At 48.1% G+C, this 20,436-nt stretch carries 20 protein-coding genes; 11 read left to right on the top strand and 9 right to left on the bottom strand.

Features of this window, described 5'->3' with window-relative positions; translation table 11 throughout:
- Positions 1-47 precede the first annotated feature (47 nt).
- From ACUUJN_RS20975 to ACUUJN_RS20960, 4 genes are all read right to left on the bottom strand, one after another.
- On the bottom strand, positions 48-1,142 hold the full coding sequence (locus ACUUJN_RS20975; protein ID WP_075154688.1) for a glycosyltransferase family 4 protein: 1,095 nt from the start codon (positions 1,140-1,142) through the stop codon (positions 48-50).
- A gap of 51 nt (positions 1,143-1,193) precedes the next feature.
- Positions 1,194-2,288, bottom strand: a complete 1,095-nt coding sequence (locus ACUUJN_RS20970) for a tetratricopeptide repeat-containing glycosyltransferase (protein ID WP_484668894.1) — start codon at positions 2,286-2,288, stop codon at positions 1,194-1,196.
- Positions 2,289-2,343: 55 nt separating this feature from the next.
- Positions 2,344-3,435: a glycosyltransferase gene (locus tag ACUUJN_RS20965; protein ID WP_053326014.1), complete on the bottom strand. Its 1,092-nt coding sequence runs from the start codon at positions 3,433-3,435 to the stop codon at positions 2,344-2,346.
- A 191-nt stretch (positions 3,436-3,626) separates the two neighbouring features.
- Positions 3,627-5,018 (bottom strand): NTTRR-F1 domain, encoded by a 1,392-nt coding sequence (locus tag ACUUJN_RS20960; protein WP_484668893.1) that lies wholly within the window; start codon positions 5,016-5,018, stop codon positions 3,627-3,629.
- Positions 5,019-5,454: 436 nt separating this feature from the next.
- On the opposite strand from ACUUJN_RS20960, the gene ACUUJN_RS20955 reads away from it, so the two are divergent.
- Genes ACUUJN_RS20955 through ACUUJN_RS20940 form a run of 4 tightly spaced genes read left to right on the top strand, consistent with a single transcriptional unit; the run spans position 5,455 to position 9,621 of the window.
- Positions 5,455-6,570 carry an ABC transporter ATP-binding protein gene (locus tag ACUUJN_RS20955; RefSeq protein WP_484668892.1) on the top strand — a complete coding sequence of 372 codons (1,116 nt, stop codon included), beginning with the start codon at positions 5,455-5,457 and terminating at the stop codon, positions 6,568-6,570.
- A complete protein-coding gene (locus ACUUJN_RS20950) occupies positions 6,567-7,289 on the top strand; it encodes an ABC transporter permease (RefSeq protein ID WP_028541495.1) in 723 nt (240 codons plus the stop codon). The genes ACUUJN_RS20955 and ACUUJN_RS20950 overlap by 4 nt, the downstream gene beginning before the upstream one ends.
- 5 nt (positions 7,290-7,294) lie before the next feature.
- Positions 7,295-8,686 (top strand): GldG family protein, encoded by a 1,392-nt coding sequence (locus ACUUJN_RS20945; RefSeq protein WP_484668891.1) that lies wholly within the window; start codon positions 7,295-7,297, stop codon positions 8,684-8,686.
- Entirely contained in the window at positions 8,683-9,621 is a 939-nt protein-coding gene (locus tag ACUUJN_RS20940) for a DUF4340 domain-containing protein (protein ID WP_484668890.1), read from the top strand. Before ACUUJN_RS20945 ends, ACUUJN_RS20940 begins: the two co-directional genes overlap by 4 nt.
- A gap of 75 nt (positions 9,622-9,696) precedes the next feature.
- Here the strand turns inward: ACUUJN_RS20940 and ACUUJN_RS20935 are convergent, their stop codons facing one another.
- The gene (locus ACUUJN_RS20935; RefSeq protein WP_023990072.1) at positions 9,697-9,900 is read right to left on the bottom strand and encodes a hypothetical protein; all 204 of its coding nucleotides are present in this window, start codon (positions 9,898-9,900) and stop codon (positions 9,697-9,699) included.
- A gap of 186 nt (positions 9,901-10,086) precedes the next feature.
- On the opposite strand from ACUUJN_RS20935, the gene ACUUJN_RS20930 reads away from it, so the two are divergent.
- Genes ACUUJN_RS20930 through ACUUJN_RS20920 form a run of 3 tightly spaced genes read left to right on the top strand, consistent with a single transcriptional unit; the run spans position 10,087 to position 11,342 of the window.
- Positions 10,087-10,443: a sigma-70 family RNA polymerase sigma factor gene (locus ACUUJN_RS20930; RefSeq protein ID WP_484668889.1), complete on the top strand. Its 357-nt coding sequence runs from the start codon at positions 10,087-10,089 to the stop codon at positions 10,441-10,443.
- Complete coding sequence (locus ACUUJN_RS20925; RefSeq protein ID WP_071642683.1) at positions 10,386-10,628, top strand: helix-turn-helix domain-containing protein; 243 nt, start codon at positions 10,386-10,388, stop codon at positions 10,626-10,628. Before ACUUJN_RS20930 ends, ACUUJN_RS20925 begins: the two co-directional genes overlap by 58 nt.
- A gap of 54 nt (positions 10,629-10,682) precedes the next feature.
- Positions 10,683-11,342 (top strand): hypothetical protein, encoded by a 660-nt coding sequence (locus tag ACUUJN_RS20920; protein WP_484668888.1) that lies wholly within the window; start codon positions 10,683-10,685, stop codon positions 11,340-11,342.
- 115 nt (positions 11,343-11,457) lie between these two features.
- Here the strand turns inward: ACUUJN_RS20920 and ACUUJN_RS20915 are convergent, their stop codons facing one another.
- Positions 11,458-13,035 carry an esterase/lipase family protein gene (locus ACUUJN_RS20915; protein ID WP_484668887.1) on the bottom strand — a complete coding sequence of 526 codons (1,578 nt, stop codon included), beginning with the start codon at positions 13,033-13,035 and terminating at the stop codon, positions 11,458-11,460.
- Between the two features lie 195 nt (positions 13,036-13,230).
- Here ACUUJN_RS20915 and ACUUJN_RS20910 point away from each other — a divergent pair, with 195 nt between their 5' ends.
- Positions 13,231-14,193 carry a YhcN/YlaJ family sporulation lipoprotein gene (locus ACUUJN_RS20910; RefSeq protein WP_028541499.1) on the top strand — a complete coding sequence of 321 codons (963 nt, stop codon included), beginning with the start codon at positions 13,231-13,233 and terminating at the stop codon, positions 14,191-14,193.
- A gap of 105 nt (positions 14,194-14,298) precedes the next feature.
- Here ACUUJN_RS20910 and nagA read toward each other — a convergent pair whose 3' ends face one another.
- From nagA to ACUUJN_RS20895, 3 genes are read right to left on the bottom strand one after another with little or no spacing between them, the layout of a single operon-like run.
- Positions 14,299-15,519: an N-acetylglucosamine-6-phosphate deacetylase gene (gene nagA, locus ACUUJN_RS20905; RefSeq protein ID WP_264454624.1), complete on the bottom strand. Its 1,221-nt coding sequence runs from the start codon at positions 15,517-15,519 to the stop codon at positions 14,299-14,301.
- Complete coding sequence (nagB, locus tag ACUUJN_RS20900; RefSeq protein WP_484668886.1) at positions 15,516-16,244, bottom strand: glucosamine-6-phosphate deaminase; 729 nt, start codon at positions 16,242-16,244, stop codon at positions 15,516-15,518. Before nagB ends, nagA begins: the two co-directional genes overlap by 4 nt.
- 1 nt (position 16,245) lies before the next feature.
- Positions 16,246-17,112 (bottom strand): MurR/RpiR family transcriptional regulator, encoded by an 867-nt coding sequence (locus ACUUJN_RS20895; RefSeq protein ID WP_023990065.1) that lies wholly within the window; start codon positions 17,110-17,112, stop codon positions 16,246-16,248.
- A 357-nt stretch (positions 17,113-17,469) separates the two neighbouring features.
- Between ACUUJN_RS20895 and ACUUJN_RS20890 the strand changes: the two genes are divergently transcribed.
- Genes ACUUJN_RS20890 through ACUUJN_RS20880 form a run of 3 tightly spaced genes read left to right on the top strand, consistent with a single transcriptional unit; the run spans position 17,470 to position 20,423 of the window.
- Complete coding sequence (locus ACUUJN_RS20890; protein ID WP_013311713.1) at positions 17,470-17,748, top strand: acyl carrier protein; 279 nt, start codon at positions 17,470-17,472, stop codon at positions 17,746-17,748.
- A gap of 49 nt (positions 17,749-17,797) precedes the next feature.
- Positions 17,798-18,991, top strand: coding sequence for a radical SAM/SPASM domain-containing protein (locus ACUUJN_RS20885; protein ID WP_023990063.1), 1,194 nt, complete (start codon positions 17,798-17,800; stop codon positions 18,989-18,991).
- A gap of 55 nt (positions 18,992-19,046) precedes the next feature.
- The gene (locus ACUUJN_RS20880) at positions 19,047-20,423 is read left to right on the top strand and encodes a preATP grasp domain-containing protein (protein WP_484668885.1); all 1,377 of its coding nucleotides are present in this window, start codon (positions 19,047-19,049) and stop codon (positions 20,421-20,423) included.
- The last annotated feature ends 13 nt before the right edge of the window (positions 20,424-20,436 follow it).

Raw genomic sequence — 20,436 nt, 5'->3', positions numbered from 1 at the left:
GACGATGACCCGTATATAACAAGGGTTGTCGTCAGCTGTTTTTTTAGTTACCTCACACCCAGCGTGTTCATCATCTGCCGGAAGGAGCGCACATATTTGTCTGGTGCCAACAGGTTAACGATTCGCTCCAGCCCTTTTCTGCGGATAGATTCGCGTTGAGGTACGTTGTTCATCAGGTCTAGTCCTTGCAGTATCGCCTGCAAGATGTCTCCCTGCTGATAAAATTTACCGGTTTCGTTGTGGTCAATGAATGCTCGTACTCCGTCTGAATCAGAGCTTAATACCGGGCAACGACAGGCCATCGCCTCAGCAACCGCATAGCCGAAGCCCTCCACCAGCGAGGTCGATAGCAGGTAGCCGCCTGAGTCGCCAATCATGGAGTAATACAGGGGCATTTTGGCATGAGGCACGCTTTTAAAGCGCTCGATAATTGAGGACATGCCAAGCTGAGCAAGCATGTTCTCGAATTGTATTTTATCCTCCGGCTGAGACAAGGTGTCATCATAAAACATCCAGATTCGAAGATCAGCACGGTTTTGCAGCATCCAGTAAGAAATGTCGACAAAATGCCTCCAGTTCTTGTTGGGCTCCAATCGCCCAACCCAGGCAATAATCGGATTGGTTGGAGGAGTGTTAGGTACATAATTAAATACGCTGGTATCCAGTACGTTTGGAAATACATAACGATTAAGCCATGGACACATGTCGGTAAATAGCTGCACCAGATGAGTTGTATTGGGCAAGAGCACCGCGTTGGCATGTCTCTGAAGATACGGAACTGCATCCGCGACCACCCAAGCAGCCTCTTCGTGAGAACCAAAGCCCTGCGATTCATAGATTAATACCCCCTGATAGCCCAACATTCGCAGTCTGGGGAGCATAGGATAATCCGATGAGACGATAATTGCATCATAGCGGTTAGTAATTACCAGCATTCGAATTTCTTCTTCAGAGGAAGTCATGAATACAGGAATATCGCCGTTCAGGTTTTGCATCCCTGTACCTTGCTGATAATAGAGAAGATGACATTCAATCCCGTCCTGCATGAGCACTTTACAGCGTTGGCGGTTCAAGGTTTCTACGCCGCCGCTCGGTATATAAAAAGTAAATAGAACTTTGATCTCAATAACCTCCTTTGCCAATCACAAGCTCCTATACCAAGTTATTCAACCTACAGGACGGGGTGTGGGTTTCTATGGAAGCCTAGATTGAATTAGCGCATAATTATGGCTAAGGCGAGAATCGTCCGGGGAGCGCTCTGTTGCTTCTCTCGCAAATTCACAAGCTTTGTGTAAAAGGCCTAACTCGTAGCAAGCGAGGGCACCAAGATCATACAGTGTGGCGTCCCAGCAAAAATCCTCTTGCATGTACGTATCCGGTCGTGTTGAAATACGCAGCGCTTCTTCGACCATATGATAGACGGCGGGCCAGTTCCGTGTATGATAGGCCAGCTGAGCCATTTCCGTGTAAGGTTCACGTAAATACGGTGCTTCCGCAATAGCCCGGTATAACCAACGTGTTGCCTCCTGCCATTGTTCACTTGCTTTATAGGCTCTAGAAATAAAGCGCATCGAAGCGCTGCGTTCATCTGCCCAGCGTGCCTGCGGCATGGCAAGATGTTGTTGCAGTGTAGCAATGCACTCGTCCCAACGGCCATGATACATATATTCCCGCCCCAAGTAATGCATGTTGCGGTCATCCTCAGGAAACTCGCGCACAGACTGCTCCAGCAGTGGAAGGTATTGGCTGCGGGACTTGTGCGGATCGGGATCATGATACAAGCGTAGCTGGTCGGATCGGATGCTGCGTTCTTCACCCTTCCCGATATATTCAAGCACCTCGTGAACCGGGCGTACCCAGCGGTAACCGTGACGAGTGTGTATTTTTTCTTTCCAGAACCATGTATAAACGGTATCTTGCCCAGGCTGTCCATGTGTAAAGGCATATAGCATCCGGGTAGTTCCTTCCCTCCAGTTGCGTTCCAGCCGCGACCGCCAACCTTCCTCCCAGACTTCGTCCAGATCCGTACAGACACAAATATCTATATCGTCAGGGACCAGCCGTAGGGACTCATTGCGAGCCTTGTCAAAACGCCAAGGAGTTACCTGGATACGATGCACCTCTGCACCCGCTTCGCGTAGCAGAGAAACGGTATCGTCTGTAGAGCCGGTGTCCGCTACAATGACAACATCGGCTTCACGCATGCTGTGCATCCATCGTTTGGCGAATCGGGCTTCATTTTTGCTAATGGCATAGACAGCTATCTTGTACCGATTCGATTGATGCATTCCGCTTGCTCCTCCTTTGACTTACTAAAAGATTGAGGGGGGTATGGGGGACACTTTATTGGGGAGGATTCAGGATTGAGCTGAAAAATTGTCGATTATGCAGGATATGCGGGTCGTTGGGAATATACGTGGCAGCTTGCTCGTTGTGCCAATTCGCACGTGTGTAATCCTTCAGCCGAAAATGGCAAATGCATAGCTGGATATGAGGAAACCACGTTTGGTACGCGTCCTGTACTGGGCCCATCGTGTCGGGAGGATTGAGAGTGGTAGCCATGTCGTACCAATAAATAGCTTTGGTGATCTCATTTTTATGCAAAAAATAATGACCTATCCGACAGCATAGATCTGCCCTGGGTGTATCGAAGGTCAAACTATGGAGAGCCGCGGTAATACTTTGCTCCAGCTTGCCCAGTTGTTGCAGGCAGTCAGCCATTTTGCTACATGCACTAATCGCGTCCTCTACCCAGCATTGTCCGGTGTCCAGAAAATCCCGGTAAGTCTGCACGGCCTGCTCATATCTTTTATTGTCTCTTAACTCGTTAGCGTAATAGTAAAGGTCACGAGGAGAGAAGACATGACCTTGGGAGAGCAATTTCTCATAAATTCGCAGGTTTCGCCCTGGAGAGGCCGTGTGTGTTCTAGTGTGAGTTATGGCGATATCGGCATGTTGAATATTCCCGTCAACGGCGAGGTACTCATGCACGGCTCCATGCCAACGGAACCCGGCTGACCTTCGGATCAAGCGGTTTCGGCGAAAATGTAGGGTGACATTGCCATGATCATCAAAGCCATAATGATAATTCATAGACACGGAATCGACGGTTGGTACGGCTGAGGAATCAAGGGTTTGCTTCAGCTCAAGCAGCTTGACGGCATCCTGCTCCTTCAAAATATCATCGGCATCAAGCCAGAGAATGTACTCCTGCGTAGCTTGCTCAAACGAATAGTTACGTGCAAGGGCAAAATGATCTACCCATTCAAATGGAAAAATTCGATCTGTAAAGTTGCGACATATGTCAATGGTCCGATCCTGTGAACCTGTGTCCACGATATTGATCTCATCCACAATATGATGGACCGATTCCAGGCAACGGCCAATGGTATGTTGATCATTTTTGACGATCATGCACAGGCTGATACTGATCAATTGAGCATCACTCCTTTGGGAACCATTTAAGGATTCCGATCAAACATAAAGTTGGATTTAAAAGAGGTCTGATTTATAGAAGCCCTGCCGCAATCGCGGCAGGGCATGGATGACAAAGCCTTAACATGCTGTGCGGCTTTGTCGATAAGGTATGGTACATCGCTTAAAAATGATGTGACAGAAAAAGGAGGTTAGAGTCCGGTAGGCCCCGTAGGTCCAGTCGGCCCTGTAGGTCCGGTAGGTCCAATCGGTCCTTCTGGGCCTGTGTCTCCTGTTGGTCCAATCGGTCCAGTCGGCCCTGTAGGTCCGACAGATCCAGTAACACCAGTGTCGCCCGTGGCGCCCGTAGGTCCGACAGGTCCGGTAGCACCTGTGTCGCCAGTGGCGCCAGTAGGTCCGATAGGTCCAGTAACACCAGTGTCGCCTGTAGCGCCAGTAGGCCCGATAGATCCGGTAACGCCAATGTCGCCCGTGGCACCAGTAGGTCCAGCAGGTCCGGTAGCACCTGTATCACCCGTGGCACCAGTAGGTCCGACAGGGCCAGTAGCACCAGTGTCGCCTGTGGCGCCAGTAGGCCCGACAGGTCCGGTAAATCCAAGGCCGAATGGTCCGGTAGGTCCAGTCGGCCCTGTAGGTCCCGTGTCGCCCGTAGGTCCGACAGGTCCAGTAGCGCCTGTGTCGCCAATAGGCCCGATCGGTCCGATTGGTCCAGCAGGTCCGGTAACACCAGTGTCCCCCGTGGCGCCTGTAGGTCCGACAGGTCCGGTAGCACCTGTGTCACCCGTGGCACCAGTAGGTCCGACAGGTCCAGTAACACCAGTGTCACCCGTAGCGCCCGTGGGCCCGACAGGTCCGGTAGCACCTGTGTCGCCCGTGGCTCCCGTAGGCCCGACAGGTCCGGTAGCACCTGTGTCACCTGTGGCACCAGTAGGTCCGACAGGTCCAGTAACACCTGTGTCACCCGTGGCACCAGTAGGTCCGACAGGTCCAGTAACACCAGTGTCACCCGTGGCGCCCGTAGGCCCGACAGGTCCAGTAACACCAGTGTCGCCCGTAGCGCCCGTAGGCCCGACAGGTCCGGCTGGTCCTACAGCTCCAGCTGCACTTGCTTTAACAAGAGCAATAGAATCAATGGCTACATCAGCAGTGTTAGCCAAGGCATTTTTACTAATAACCAAAAAGGCATAGGCTGCGTTGGCTGGAACAGGAGCCGTTACTTCATATAGGCTTTGCCATGTTCCGTTCACAGCGTCTGGCAATGTGCCTGAGCTCAAATAGGTAGTTAGCCCCGTGCCAAGGAAGCTAAAGGTTGCGTCATAGTAATACAGAAATATGTTAACTTGAGGACTGGACAGGCTTCCTACTTTTGCAGCTGAAAGGCTTAATGTATAGCTTTCGCCTGGTGCAGCAAAAACGACCTGGGAAAGAGATGCATCTACTGCGCCTCCTGCCAGGATCGCACTATAAAAGTTTGTCTTTTTTACAGATAAGTTAGTGACAGTCACATTGACAGAGCTCCAAAAAAGGGTTGATCCGATCTCGAAGTCGCCGTTAGAAACTAGATTGGTAAACAATACACTCATCGCTTTTATACACTCCCTTCACACGTTGTAATGATAGTAGATGCGAATCCATATCCTAGCGAACCGTACAAGTTTCCGAGGGCAGATGTGTATTTTTGTGTTCACATTTCAGACACATTATTTTAAGCTTCTATTTAAGTGACGTTAAGCTGGAGTTATATGTGGGGGATTATTATTAGAATTTAAAAGTGTAGCATAAGGTGCGAGGAGACCGCTCCGCGAAGGCTTTGGGCTTCCGATCGCTGTTGCCGTGGGATTTTTTGTGATTAAGTAAGACATGTAAAGGTAAGAATCCTACAGCAAAGGCGAACGCTGGCGCTTCTCCAGCTTCAAATCCTCCGCTTCGCTGCTACCCGCTACTCATGCAACATTTTAGGTGGGAGGGAAGTAGGGGAGCAGCAGGGAGAAGATTACGATAAAAGAAAGGGTGGAACATGTGCTCAAAGTGCAGCAGGTGAGCAAGTGGTATGAGGGCAACCGGGGGGTACATAAGCTGGATTTTGAAATGCAGCGCGGTGAAATTGTTGGTTTCCTGGGGCCGAATGGTGCGGGTAAAACGACGACGATGCGCATGATTACAGGGTATCTTCAACCCAACGAGGGAGTGATTACGATTGACGGTATCCCGATTCAGGATAAGGGCAGACAGGCCCGTTCCAAAATCGGTTATCTGCCGGAGAGTCCCCCTTTGTATGAGGATATGTCCGTAAGATCCTATTTAAAGTTTGTAGCTAGTATTCGGGACGTGCCTGCGAGAGAGCAGAAGCTGCGTATTTCGGAGATGATTTCCAGGCTAGGACTGAATGGGCGGGAAAAACAATTAGTCCGCAGTTTGTCCAAAGGATATAAACAGCGCTTGGGACTGGCAGGTGCGATTATTCATAACCCGGATTTATTGGTACTGGATGAACCGACCTCAGGTTTGGACCCCAATCAGATTTTGGAGATTCGTCAGCTCATTCAGGAGATTGGCGAAAATCATACGGTATTGCTAAGTACGCATATATTGCCTGAGGTGGATGCTTTGTGTAATCGTGTTCTCATCATCCATGAAGGGAAACTGGTCATGGATGGGCGCCCTGACGCGCTCGGCGGTTCGATGGAAGATGGATTCAAGGTGAAGGTGGAGGTTAAAGGCAAGCGTGAGCAGGTGCTGGATGTCCTGCGTACTTGGGGAAAAGTAGAGGTTGAATCTTCGGCGGTTACGCTGCCTACAGCGAACACGAATCTGACTGCCGCAGAGCCAGATATGACCGGATTGCTACTCACAGGAGCCTCCGGTGAGGATTTTCGCGAAGAACTATTTTATGTGCTGTCTGATGCGAAACTTCCGATTTTGGAGATGAAAAAAGAAAGTCTTAGCTTGGAAAATATCTTCCAGCAGTTAACGACCCGCGAGACGGAAGAAGGTCAGGTCAGCGATCCAGCAGTACAAGACCTACATTCCTCGGATACTGCAGCACCTACGGCCATCACGGTGGAGCATGGAGAAGCTGCGTCCAGCGACGATAAGGCTGAAAAAGATAAGGATACAGGAGGTAATCGGTCATGAGGCGTTTGTTCGCGGTCTGTCAAAAAGAGCTGCAAGCCTATCTGTGGACACCAACGACGTATTTTGCGCTTGCGGTGTACATGCTGCTGACGGGGTTACTTTTTTATACAAATTTTGTTATGTATCAGCCTAGCATCCTGGACTATCGGCTGGTACTCGGTGACACCTTGTCCATGCTGGTGTTCGTCGTCCCATTGCTCACGATGAGGCTGGTTGCGGAGGAATTCAGGCAAGGTACAGATGAACTGCTGCTTACCTCACCTGTGAGTGTGACGGAAATGATCGTAGGTAAATTTTTGGCGTCGCTGGGCATGTTGCTCATATTAGTGCTGTGCAGTCTAGCGTATCCGGTCGTGATGTCCTTTTATGGGAAGCTGGATTGGACGCTGGTATTAACATCTGTGATCGGTCTGTTCATGCTTGGCGCAGCCATGATGGCGATCGGCTTATTCGCTTCGACGCTTTCACAGCATCAGATGATGTCGGCGGTCGTCAGTTTTATTATTTTACTTGTGTTCTGGATGCTGGATTCGTTTGGTGGACAGACGGGTGCATCTGCGGCGGTACAGCAATGGCTGGAACCTTTTTCACTAACCGCACGGTTTGACAGTTTCACCAAAGGATTGCTGAATGGAGCCGATGTGATGTACTACGTGACGGTGGCGGTGCTCTTTTTGCTATTCAGCATCCAAGTGGTTGAACGGAAACGGTGGAGGTAATGAATATGAAAAAATGGCTGGGTCATACCAATAGTGTGGTACTATCGATTGCTGCTGTAGGGATTTTTATTTTATTGACGTTATTTCTGCGGTCGTTAGGTGGCTTTCAACTGGATCTGACGGCAGGCAAGCAGTATACGCTGTCTGACCAAACGTTGACGACCATCCAGGGTGTAAAGGAAGACGTACGGCTCATTGCTTTTACCGTATCCACTTCACAAAATCAGAAGCTGAACCGGGATGTTACGGATATGCTGAATGAATACGCCAAGCGTAACAACAAGCTCAAGGTCGAGCAATACGATCTGAATCAGGAACCGATACTGGCCAAGCAATATGGTGTTACTGCAGCGTCTATTGTGTTGGTGCAGGGGGATAAGAAGCGGGTTATAGATATTGGGAGTCTATTTACGCAAGCTCAGGGGAGTGGCGAAGGGGCATACCAATTTACCGGGGAAGAAAAGCTGACTAGTGGACTGTTGGGATTATCATCTACCCGTCAAGGGAAAGTAGCCTTTCTAACTGGACATGAGGAAATCCCATTGTCCCAAATGACTGAATTAAGTAGCTCACTGTCACAAGATAATGTGAAAACAGAGGAAGTTCAGCTCAATCAGGCGGGGAGCGTGCCCAAAGATGCGTCTGTATTGGCTATTGTCGGACCAGAACGTGATATCAGTGCAACGGAACTGAAGAGTATTCGTACGTATCTGAATGATGGCGGAAAGCTTTTTATGGCACTAGGCTTTCACCCGAACATGGGGTCCGATTGGAAAAACCTTGATGCATTAGCGGCTGATTATGGAGTGAAGGACACTCATGCCATCGTGGTGGATCAGGAACAGACGAATACACTTGGACCTCTATGGACGGTTCCTACCTTCGGCAGTCATGCGATCACCGACAAGTTGGCGGCTTCCAATCTGTACCCGGTTCTTTCACTGTCTATTGCTTTGCAGGCAGGAGAGCAGAAGGATTGGAAGACGACGCTTTTGATGAAATCTTCTGCAGCCAGCTATGGCGAAACGAATATCCAAGGGCTGCTGAACAACGAAACGCAGAAGGATGACAAGGACCCGCAGGGGCCGCTGAATCTCGGTTATGCGGTAGAAGGGAAAGACGGCAAGCCCAAAGCCGTTATTCTCGGAACGTCTGCCCTTTTAAGCGACACTGAGATCAACACAGGAGGCAATCGAGACTTTGTGCTGAACAGTCTGAATTATGTGCAGGAACATTCTGATGGGCTTACCATTCGTCCTCGTCAGGAGCAGGATTATAAGGTAGCTTACTTGACTCCTGCACAAGCAAAAACGATATTGACCATATCTGTCATCGGATTGCCGTTGCTGTTCGCGGTCATCGGAATCTTATTATGGTGGAGGCGAAGAAGAGCATGAGAAAATGGATACCCACAGTGCTACTGTTAGTTGTATTGGGAGCGGGTATAATCTATGCAAAGAGCCAAAACTTCTTTCGTGAACAAGCGCCGGCGGCTCGCCAGCTGGTTCAGCTTACGCAAGAGAATATTACGTCTTTCGCGATCACAGGAAAGGACGGCAAGTCGGTGGAACTTGAACAACATGATGGTCAATGGAGTATGAGCAAGCCACGGACTTACCCGCTAAACCAATATACAATAGACAATTGGCTAGCAGCGATTCAAAATGTAAAGTTGGGTGAAGTGGTGGAATCTTCCCCTACAGACGTAGCCAAATATGGGATCAGCGCTACCCATGATCAGATTGAGATTAAGACCAAGAAGGGCGACGTTCGTACCTTTGCCTTCGGTGAAACGTTGCCTTCCGGAGATGCTGTTTATGTATTATCAGACAAAAAAGAGATAGCTTCTGTACCTATAGATACACTTTCAGGGTTGTTGCTGGGTGCTGATGATTTTATAGATACAACGCCGTTCGATTGGGACGATACCAAGCTGAGCGGAATAGAGTGGGAAGGCCAAAATGCTTCATGGATGCTCAAATCCTCCGGTAACAGCGGAACCGGAGACAGTGCTTCCACATCTTGGACACTGAACGGAAAGTCAGTAGCCAATGACACGGCGACTTCCCTCTCGCAGCAAATCAAAAACCTGGCTAGCAGTCAGGCCTTGCGCAAAGCCTCCGAGCTGAGCAAGCCTGTTCACCGCTTTACGCTGAGTATATCGCTGGGTAAGGATGATTCCCAGCTGGTCTATCAGGGCTGGACGCTTAACGATGATCCAGATACCGTATGGGTTGTGCCGCCACAAAGTAACTGGGCTTATGGTCTGTCAGTATCTGACGTGAACCGTACTGAACAGAATGGCCCCGACCAAGCTCAGACTGGAAAATAATCATTAGAAATTAAATTAGCTGCACAAAGAGGCTCCAACGGCGGATGATCGTCGTCTGGAGCTTCTTTGTGTTCGTTATTCGTCAGGTTTGCTGCTTTTGGAAGAAGAGCTGTTATTGTCGTTTAAATCTTGGATAACCTGAATTAGCTCATGAAGTGAGAGATCCAGCTTATCCAGCTTTTCTTCCATCGTGTGCAGGATGTGCCGCAACAAAATAAAACAAAGTCCAGCCGGAAAGCCTACGTTGGTAACCAGAGAAAGAGCATCATCCATTTGCAATGTATTCCCTCCTTTTTAGCCATATATAAAGGAAGGTAAATTAAAAGAACCATATACAACTGCATGTAAAAATAGTATAATAAATAAGAACAAATGTTCTGTTTTGGTTGTAAAATAGGTTTGCAAATTACCCTATAGTATGAGGATTTAGAAAAAGTCAAATCCAAAGAGAAAGGGTGATTTACAATGGATAAGTCTCAGCTAACATTGGTGGAACAATATCGAAAGAAGCTGTACCGCATTGCCTGGAGAATCCAGTATCGTGCTCGGGTACAAACCAATCATGAATTTGTAATGGAAAAGAACGAAGCCGTCAGCGCCCCATCTTTTACAGAATATTCAAACTCTAATATGTACACACTACAGCTTATCAACTCTCTATCTTCTGAGATCGGAAAAATGATCATCTTTGACCTTTACATACTAGACAAAACCGAAGCACAGATTGCAAAAGAGTTAAAGCTATCCCAACAGGCGGTGAATAAATGGAAAAAGAAAATGCTCAAAGAGTTATTTCGGATGCTGAGTTCGTCCAATTGCTAAAATTAGTACGAAGTGGAGATCAGGAGGCCATGTGTAGGATACTTCAATTGTTCGAGGAAGACATTCAAAAGACTAGTCGGTATATTCGTATGTCCCGTGAAGATGCTGTCCAAAGCATTGTGACTGATTTTATAGAAGAACTGCAACAAGAGTTAAAGACAGTAAAAAGTGGACAATGGATATAGCCTTGGCTATCCTTATCCGTAGATTTACTTATTTAACGGAGGGCTTATAAGTTTATGAGTGATAACAGGGCTTCTTTTGAAAAAAGTATGAAGATGTACCCAGTCAACAGTATTCGTTCCAATGTCATCATTCTTGTTTCATTACTGTTAGATCTGTTTCTAGTTATCCCCTTAGTGGGAAATCCATACATTGCAGTTTACGTTTATGTATTGTTGCCACCGATTGTTATGATAAACATTTGGGCCCTTGTACTGGTCATCATGCCACGCAAATTGCAGTTGAATTACGTTTTATTCCGTGGTGTATTTGGTTTGGTTTGTTCTATTGGCTTCATGATCATGACACAAAAGTTTGCTTATGGCATGTTGGATCTGGATACTCCATGGTATTTTGTAGGTTCTTTTGCCCTTTATGGAGTGGCCTTGTATTACTTTATAAAATATAATTTAACGAAATTCAAAGATCCTTCAAATCATAGGAAGAAACCAAAGTTTAAGGAAAAAAACAAAAGAGCGCCTGTAGTAACTATCACCACATTTACTGGGGCTGGTTATCTGATAGCTAATGTTTCCCTCGGATTCGCTACACAACAATTAGTTGCCACAGTATTGATAAGTGTATACTCGATGCTGGCATGTGTTCTTTTTCATTTTATTATGGATATACACCGCTACTATTGGCTTCATAAGCTGAGGAATCAGACAACGGATTGAACACAACGAATGCCTTACAAAGTATTATTTCTATCAAGATGTTTTGTAATGAAAAAAGCCTGCAAACGCCCCAACTATAATGGGGGTTTGCAGGCTTTTTAGGTTGTAGATTTATTTAGTCAACATACTTGTTGCCGTCAGCATCAATATAAATGGATTGAACAGCTGTGCGGCGGTACGGATATCCAGCCTCTGTGGTGCCGCTAATTTCATAGGTTACAGAATAGATGCCGGGCTTGTCCGCTTTGGATAGCTCAATTTGTCCGGTAGGGTTAACGTTTTTTTGCTGTACCGTCAAACCTTTGGATGTAGAAGTGACCCCTTGCTGCGGATCACCATAATATTGAACTTGGTAGGTAACTTGTGTAACACTGTTCGGGGAATCCTGTGGTTTCAGATTTAGCTTCGGGCCCACTGCATTCAAATTATATTTCAGCTCAGGAACTTGAACAGCCTGGTAACGTGCAATCAGGAGATACGCTCCATTATCAGGAACCGTGACGTTCAGTTTATAGGTGCCCGGTTTTGGATTTTGAATGACGGCGTTATGATGCCAGGCACCAGCAAAAATATCGTCATCATAGCCTGCTTTCAGATTAATAATTTCACTAGTACCGTCAGGCTTGGTTAGTTCCAGTTTACTCACACGTTTATCGCTGATCCAGTCCAGATCAATGGATTTTACACCATTTTCAACAGTGAGGGTTTCTGAGGCTTTTCCATTATAATCGCCGCCTCGGATAAAATATGAATTATCGATCTCGCTATAGGTGGATTGTGAAGCAGAAGCAGTCAGGGGAGATGCTGAAAGTGCCTCAGTTTCCTGATTCAATGCTGGAGTATTCGCTTGGAGGTAGGGTTGGATCAGGGAGAAGACGTAAGAACCGGTGCGAACCTTGGCATGATCCCAAGATCCGACTTTAACTACACGTCCGCCGGGAAGCTTAGCGTTGTCGACTGTGACCACTCCATCATTCTTACCAAAGGAGGAGAGGTAAAGTCCGCCCAGTATGTAGGAAGCAGTGCCGCCAGACCAGTTATCACCAGCAAACGTGAAGAATGGAACTGTAGTCGCATTACTAAGTGAATCGGTCTTGGTTCGGAAATACTTCATATAAGATGTTTGTAAAGTGGAGGTACCGGGATTTTGTGACCCGACGATATCTGCCAGCCATCCGGCCCAGCTACTGTAGGCGAGATCTGCAAGTTGTGAACCATGATGAGGACTGCTGAGGGTGATGACACGTTGTACATAAGGAGCGGCTCCGTTATATACGAGAGCGGTTTGAGTATCCACTCCACCTTTGCTGTGGGCGATGACGATAAGCTTTTTTCCAAAGTGATTGCTGATGACCTTAATTTTGTCGGCCAGAAGCTTACCATTGTCCCACATATCTTGGGATGTGCCAGTTGTATCGTACAGATTAATGGTGGCTGTCTGGTATCCGGCGTCACGTGCGCGCTGAAGCATATCGTTATCATTCTTGGTCCAGACTTCAGCGCTACTGTTCAAACCATGTACGAACAATAGTGCGGGCTTGGCTGGATCAACGCGATTAGGTGGTGGACCTTCTGCCCAGCTTCCGGCGGGATCTTTTGGGGGTTGGGGTGTAGTGGAGCCTGCAAAAGCGCCAACGGGGACAAGAGTAACTGATAACAAAAAAATGAGCATCAAAACGGTGATCTTTTTCAAACTGAAAATCCTCCTTTGTAAAATAAAGTATTTTTCAAGCTTATTATACATGCCATCTTGTGGTAAATCATCAATTGTATTTCATATTTACATTAAAATTTTATTTTTTTAGTCATTTTTTAGTCAGGATATCCCTATGATTCATAGCGCATGATAATCTCGTCACACATTTTATAATGTATGGAGGATGAGTTCATGCCAGGAACTAAGAAGGTCATCAGTTTTACGATTTCTGCTGCTTTACTCGCCAGTATGGCTGCTTTGACCGGGTGCGGAAATGCCGATCATAACGTTCGTACGAACAGTACACGCTATAACGCGCAAAGCACACATCACATGGATGGTGTGAACCGTTATGGTATGGATGGTGTCAATCGTTATGGGGTTAAGTCCAATGGTATGGATGGGATGGCATTGAATGAAAATGCCAACCGAACCGGACATCCAGTCCGTAATCTGCAAGTCGATCGCAATTTGTCCAAACGTATATCCGAGATGCCGGATGTAAAGTCTGCGACAGTGCTGGTCGGTGAACGACATGCCTATGTAGCCGTTTCCTTGAAAGACCAAGCCAACGGAACAGGTGTCGGTGCTCCAAGTGTTGACGGTACTCCAAGTGCAAATAGTATTGGACGTAACGGGAATGTACCGAGTGTGAATGGCGTTAATGGTACTAGAGGAAACCGTACTACGGATACTACAACGCCTGGAATGACAGACAATGGAGTAACCGGGAATGGAACACCTGCGCGTCGTGATGACGGTTTATTCGGTACGATGGGTACAGGCTCGTACGGTATGTTGCGTGGCTTGACGGACAACAATCGCGCAAATACCGGAAACACCACCATCGAGGGAGCAAGAACTGCATATGAACCAAGTGATGCAGTCAAGAGCCGAATCGCGAATAAAGTTAAGCAATTTGCACCTTCGATTGAACAGGTGTATGTATCGGCTAACCCGGATTTTGTTAAACAAGCCACTGACTTTACACACAGTGTGCAAAATGGTCATCCGATCAGAGGCTTGAGCAATGAAATGGTGGATGTGATTGAACGTGTATTCCCGACCCCGGCGGCTGGTACAAACCGTCCAATGGAAAATACAGCACCCACACGCCCACAAAATCATACGCCCGCGCCAATGAATCATCGCTAATTCAAACCCTATAAGTGTGTGCAATGCCAAAGAAAGAGCTATCCATCTCAGCGAATACGCTGGTGGATAGCTCTTTAGTTTTGGGGAATGATAACTATAACTGAATTATTTGCGCAATCCTTTAATCCATACGCCTTGCAGCTTTAAGTCTCTATCCAGTAACAGGATGTCTGCTTGTTTACCTGCTTCAAGCGAACCTGTACGATCAGCAATGTGCAAGGATCGAGCCGGATTCAGGCTGGCCATTTGTGATGCCGCGGGAATACTTATACCCACATGTTGAACCAAGTAGCGGAAGCCTTCAATCATCGTTAGTGTGCTTCCTGCCAAAGTGACGCCATCCTCCAGTCGTGCTACACCGCCCTGCACGATCACCGGCAAATCGCCGAGCGTATAATGACCGTCTTCCAGACCAGTAGCAGACATGGCATCTGTGATGAGAATGAGATTATGATCCTGCTTTAATCTAGCGAGCAGGGAAATGGCGGCGGGATGCACATGAATGCCGTCCGCGATGATTTCTGCTTCAATGCGCGGATCAGCGAGTACGGCTCCGGCGGCTCCCGGCTTGCGATGATGCAGCGGAGTCATAGCATTAAACGCATGCACCGCATGATTCAGCCCCGCCGTCGCTGCCTGTTCAACCTCTTCATACGTAGCATCCGTATGACCGAGAGCCGCGGTAATGCCATGGCTACGCAGCCATGCAATCAGTTCCAGCGCTCCTTCCCGTTCGGGCGCAAGCGTGAGCTGGCGAACAAGGCCTGGATAGCGCTGCTCCCATTCTGCCACCCATGAGAGATTCGGTGGCACGATATGTTCTGGGTTTTGCGCTCCAGGCCAGTTCGGACTGATGAACGGCCCTTCCAGATGTACGCCCTCCAACTGAGCATAGGGCATAGGTAGTGCCATGTATGCGTGAACTTCACTCAATACCCGGTCAATCTGTTCCTTGGGCGCGGTCATGGTGGTAGCCAGCATAGCCGTCGTTCCTTGTGAACCGTGAAAGGAGGTGATCGTATCCAGCACCCTTGAACTGGAGTCCATAAAGTCCTCACCGTTACCGCCGTGAACATGAATATCAATAAAGCCTGGTAGCAGATATCCTCCTTCCAAACGCACAATGTTTGCGGTTTTCGCTGCGGTTTCTTCCTGATTTGCCAAGACTACCGCTGTCCAATCGGCGGGTAAATGCTCTTCTGAACCAGCGAATACAATGGATTGCCCCTCAATGACGACAACCCCTTTTTCAATGATGTCATTCCCAACGACGACTTGCCCATACAGTAGCTGGGGTACGTTACCACTCATTTCATCTGACTTCAATTGAACCATCCTCCCGCTTTCTGATCCAGTAAAATAAGTACGTTGGGGTGACATTGCAGCAGAGAAGCCGGACACTCAGTCGTGACAGGTCCAGTTAAAGCCTGCTTTATAATGTCGGCCTTATCCGCACCAAAAGCCACCAGTATAATTTGCTTCGCCTTAAGAATCGTGCCTACTCCCATCGTAACTGCTTGCCTGGGTACAGCATCTATATCGCCAAAAAATCGGGCATTCGCCGAGCGCGTACTTTCTTTCAAATCTACAACATGTGTGGCTCCAGTCAAGCAGTGACCAGGTTCGTTAAAGCCGATATGACCATTATGACCAATGCCAAGCAATTGCAGATCCACGGGTCCATGGTCCAGAATGGCCTGCTCGTGCGCTGCACATTCTGCTGCCAGATCCAGTGCATTCCCGTTAGGGACACGTGTATGGGATATCGGAATATCGATATGCTGGAACAAGTGCTCATTCATAAAGCTTCGATAGCTCTGCGGATGTTCTGGGGGAAGACCAACATACTCATCAAGATTCACGGAATAGGCTCGTGCAAAACTGACCTGTCCCTTGCGGTACATATCTGCAAGATGTTGGTAAATGCCAATCGGCGTACTACCGGTGGCCAGGCCAAGCATGGCCTGTGGTTTGGATAGCAGCAAGCTGGCGATCACAGCGGCGGCAGTAGCGTTCAGGTCCTCACGGCTGTTCAAAATGCGTATGTTCATCTTAGTGACCCCCTGGTTGTTTTTTGAGCTTGCTCACTTGTTGATATGAACCTTCCAATCTCGGAATATATTTGTCAAAATCTGCGCTCACCATACCTGTAAACAGAATATCTATGATATGAAGCTGGGCGATGCGGGAGGCCATATCCCCACGTCGCATTCCTTCCTCCAATGAGGAGGAAAATAGCGCAATATCCGCAAGGCCTGCCAGCGTATTGTTTCCGAAGGAGGTCAGGGATAATGTCTTGGCCCCCTGTTCCTTTGCACAACGTAGAGCCGCAATGGTCTCCTGGGTTTCCCCTGAATAAGAGACGGCGAAGGCGACATCTCCCGCTCCGAGCGAGGAGGCAGAGGTAATCTGCATATGCGAATCTGCAAAGGCAGTGCTGTTCTTGCCAATACGGATGAGCTTCTGGTAAAAATCCTGTGCCACAATCGACGATGTCGCCATCCCATAGAGATCAATGCGGCTCGTGGCTGACAGCCATGCAATGGCCTGCTCCAGCTTGTCGTAATCCAGCAGTCGGGTCGTGTCCGCAATGGATGCGGTATGGTTCGCCTGAATAGCCTGCACAATTCGGGAAAGTGAATTTCCGGCGACAATATCCTGATAGGATTCTTCACCATTACGGTTGGAGTGGGACAACTCGGCGGCCAGCTTCATTTTGAAATCGGGATAGCCTTTAAAATGTAGTGATTTGCAAAACCGCGTAACGGTCGCCGCGCTCACACCACAACGCTCTGACAGCTCCCGAATACCCAAATGCAGCACATCTTCCGGGGATTGCAGGATGGATTCCGCCAGCTTGCGCTCCTGTACGGGAAGCTGCTCCAGTCTATGGGCTAATGTATGAAGAATGGGGGACATGAGCTGTGCTCCTTTGGCTGTAGAATGTTTGTATGAAAAAAAGTATCGTATACAAGAAGAATATAAGGAAAAACATTTTCATGTGTATTGTAAAATAATTCTGCCGCTCATGCAAGAGATGTGAGGAGAATTTTTATTAGATTTTGCGAAAAAATAGCCGGCGAAAATTGTAGAAGTTATCATACATTAATTTACATATTGCGAGTTTTACTTACAAAACAACCTATTGACTTGTCTCTTCATTGGAGGAGTATAATTGAATAAAGTTCCAGTGAAGGAATTTTTCTAGGAGCTTTCTTTGCAGAGGGCATCGTTGGGTGGAACGAACAGAATCTCATTCACAAGGAGGAGTTTGCTATGCAAAGCCAAGTGATTGAAATGATCAGCGCGGTTAAGGAAGATCCTGAACTGGTCGCTAAGCTGGATGGACATTCGGACATTATTCATGATGCCGGACTGGATTCGTTGCAGTTGGTTCATTTCATGCTGCAAGTGGAGGATGCGTTTGATGTGGAGATTGATTTTGATTCCTTTGAGCTAGAGCATTTGAGCTCGGTAGATGCGTTTTGCAGCTACATTCAGGGGATCAGCGATGCGGAACAAGCGCCGCACCTGGAGGGAATGGAGACGGTCTGACGTACAGCTTGGTACATGTGCCTGAAAATCCATTAAACGAGGTGTTAGCATGCAGCCCAAAAGCAATGTGCTGATTGATGAGAAAGCGTTCAAGCTCATCAAGCGTAACCTGAAAAACGCTTCTGTATCTTACCGTAACGCCACACAGGACCCTACTTTCAAAACGGACATGCCCCAGACGATCGGCATTAAGCTGACCAACCGCTGCAACCTGAGATGTACACACTGCTTTGAATGGAACGAGGAAGGCTACCATCACCAAATGGATAAAGAAGAACAAAACATGGATCTTGCTCCGGACATGCTCCGGCAGATTTTGAGCGAAACCAAGGAAGCCAAGTCCAGACTGTACATGTGGGGCGGCGAACCGATGTTTCACCGGCGTTTTGATGAAATTTTGGACGTGCTGGCGGAAGATCGGCGCGAAATGACCTTTTGTACAAATGGATTACTTATTGATAAATATTTGGACCGGATTTTGGATTTGTCCGAAAATTTGGAGTTATTAATAGCGATTGAAGGTTTTGAAAGAGAACACGATCTAATTCGCGGTAAAGGCACCTTTCAAAAAACAATGCGGCAGATGGATAAGCTGATTGAACTGCGCGACCAGGGATTGTACAAGGGACGGGTAACTGTCCATGCGGTCATTAACGATAACATGATCGGACGGATGTACGAATTTCTGCAAATGCTGGAGGACAAAAGGCTGGATCTGGTGCTGCTGACGTTCCCCTGGTACATTTCCAAAGAGACCTCCCTCAAAATGGATGAATATTTCACACATAATTTCTCCTGGCTCCGACAACTTGAAGAAAAAAATATTAGTAGCTGGCATGCTTTCAAATATAAAATCAACCCGGATAACATCGATCCTCTGATGCAGGAACTACAGCGGATCAATGAGCGAGTATGGAACATTCGCGTGCGCTATCAGCCCGGTTTGGATTATGAGGAAATTGATAAATTTATACATGGCGAGGAAATGGTCAGCCGTTGTTCCAATCATTGTTTGGCGCTCACCTCCAGAACAGATATTTTACCAGACGGGAAGGTCATGCCTTGCAAATTTTTCAGTGAGTTCACGATTGGAAGCATGCGTGAGCACAGTCTGAAGGAGATATGGAACTCGGATGCGTATGAGAAAACTCGTCAAAAGATTAATCATGAAGGATTGACTCCGGTGTGCTCCAAATGCAGCGTATTGTATCTGCACGGGGCAGGCTCTCTGAAATACATTTAGTTTTCTATGGATGTTGTTTGTTACTGGATGGAAGAGAGAGGGATGATGACAAGACGTGACGACTAAAACTATTAACCTTGTGGAAGCGCTTGCGCATGAACGGGACCATGGAGTCCTGATTTGGCTGTTTAATATCGGCGCAGAGCAAGTGTGGCATCCATCCCCCCGCAAGGGGGGCATGGTAGACCGGGATGAACAGCAAGTCGTAAACCGGATGGAGGAAATGAATCTCCTGCTATGTCGAAGTCAGGATGTCATTGTACTTCGGGAACAGCCGGATGAGGCGTTTCTGGACATGCTCCAACGGTTGGGCTTTAGCCTGCCGCGTATTGAGGTGCCGGAGCCTTCTGATCCGCTAACGCCGATTTCAGAGCTGGTGCTGGCGGATGAGGCGCTTTTGGCACGACTGCGCACGGTTGCAGATGCAGGCCACAGCAGCGGCGGAGCCAAAGCGTGGCTCGTCCCCTATGCGGTCACACCGCAGGAGGAAGCGATTGCGGAGCTTTGCGGGCTAGAGCTGATCGGTGCTCCATCCGCGGTCAGTGCTCAGGTGAATGATAAAATATTCAGCCGCCTGACCGCGCAAAAGCTTGGTTTTGCCGTCAGCGAAGGCGCTGTATGTGCAGACGAATCGGCGATCCGCAGGGAGTGTGCCAGACTGGCTGACTTATCGGATGGACCTGTGAAGCTGATTATCAAGCAACCGCACGGTGCCTCAGGACAAGGCATGTATATGCTGGACGAGCTGTCCAAGCTGGACACACTGCTGAGTGTGATGAAGCGTTTTGGCGGCTCGTCGCCATCTTCCGGCGGTTGGCTGGTGGAGCGCTGGCACAATAAGCAGATGGATCTGAACTACCAGCTCTGCATTGACGAGGGCGGTGGTGTGACGATGTTTTCGCTAAAAAGGCAAAACGTGGATGGCACCGTATATATCGGATCTCAAGTGCCGGCTGAGATTGACGATGCGCTGGAGGAAGAAGTGAGACGCTGCGCCTATCAGCTGGGTACGCATCTCTATTCCATTGGGTATACGGGAATGGCCTCTATTGACGGTTTTGTTGACGAAGAAGGTTTGCTGGTTCCAGTCATTGAGATAAATGGTAGATTTACGTTGTCTACCTATATTTCGTTCCTGTCATCCGTCCTGGGAGAACAGCATAAAACATTATCCCGTTATTACCGCAACGTTACCGCTACACCTCTCACCTACAGCCGCTTGTGCGGGTTGCTCGCGGAGGAGGGCTTGCTCTATACGCCCGAACGTCCAGAAGGGGTGTTTGTGTATACGGCGGGTACATTGTCTGGTATTCCTGTGAAGCGGGGCTATGTGAACCGGATTTTCACACTTATTTTGGCAGACAGCTGGCAGGAAGCTGATGCTTATGCGCACAAATTGGAAGGTATTATTGCTGGATTAGGATGCTCATAAATTGGAGGGAATC

This window comes from Paenibacillus sp. LRG-1 (genome assembly GCF_057220305.1).
The sequence above is the reverse complement of the archived record's forward strand: the minus strand, read 5'-3'. Positions and strand labels throughout refer to the sequence as shown.

Coding starts and splice junctions, on each gene's coding strand:
- ACUUJN_RS20970 (WP_484668894.1), bottom strand. CDS start 2,288: ATGCATCAATCGAATCGGTACAAGATAGCTGTCTATGCCATTAGCAAA.
- ACUUJN_RS20960 (WP_484668893.1), bottom strand. CDS start 5,018: ATGAGTGTATTGTTTACCAATCTAGTTTCTAACGGCGACTTCGAGATC.
- ACUUJN_RS20950 (WP_028541495.1), top strand. CDS start 6,567: ATGAGGCGTTTGTTCGCGGTCTGTCAAAAAGAGCTGCAAGCCTATCTG.
- ACUUJN_RS20945 (WP_484668891.1), top strand. CDS start 7,295: ATGAAAAAATGGCTGGGTCATACCAATAGTGTGGTACTATCGATTGCT.
- ACUUJN_RS20940 (WP_484668890.1), top strand. CDS start 8,683: ATGAGAAAATGGATACCCACAGTGCTACTGTTAGTTGTATTGGGAGCG.
- ACUUJN_RS20930 (WP_484668889.1), top strand. CDS start 10,087: ATGGATAAGTCTCAGCTAACATTGGTGGAACAATATCGAAAGAAGCTG.
- ACUUJN_RS20925 (WP_071642683.1), top strand. CDS start 10,386: ATGGAAAAAGAAAATGCTCAAAGAGTTATTTCGGATGCTGAGTTCGTC.
- ACUUJN_RS20920 (WP_484668888.1), top strand. CDS start 10,683: ATGAGTGATAACAGGGCTTCTTTTGAAAAAAGTATGAAGATGTACCCA.
- ACUUJN_RS20910 (WP_028541499.1), top strand. CDS start 13,231: ATGCCAGGAACTAAGAAGGTCATCAGTTTTACGATTTCTGCTGCTTTA.
- nagB (WP_484668886.1), bottom strand. CDS start 16,244: ATGAACATACGCATTTTGAACAGCCGTGAGGACCTGAACGCTACTGCC.
- ACUUJN_RS20895 (WP_023990065.1), bottom strand. CDS start 17,112: ATGTCCCCCATTCTTCATACATTAGCCCATAGACTGGAGCAGCTTCCC.
- ACUUJN_RS20890 (WP_013311713.1), top strand. CDS start 17,470: ATGCAAAGCCAAGTGATTGAAATGATCAGCGCGGTTAAGGAAGATCCT.
- ACUUJN_RS20885 (WP_023990063.1), top strand. CDS start 17,798: ATGCAGCCCAAAAGCAATGTGCTGATTGATGAGAAAGCGTTCAAGCTC.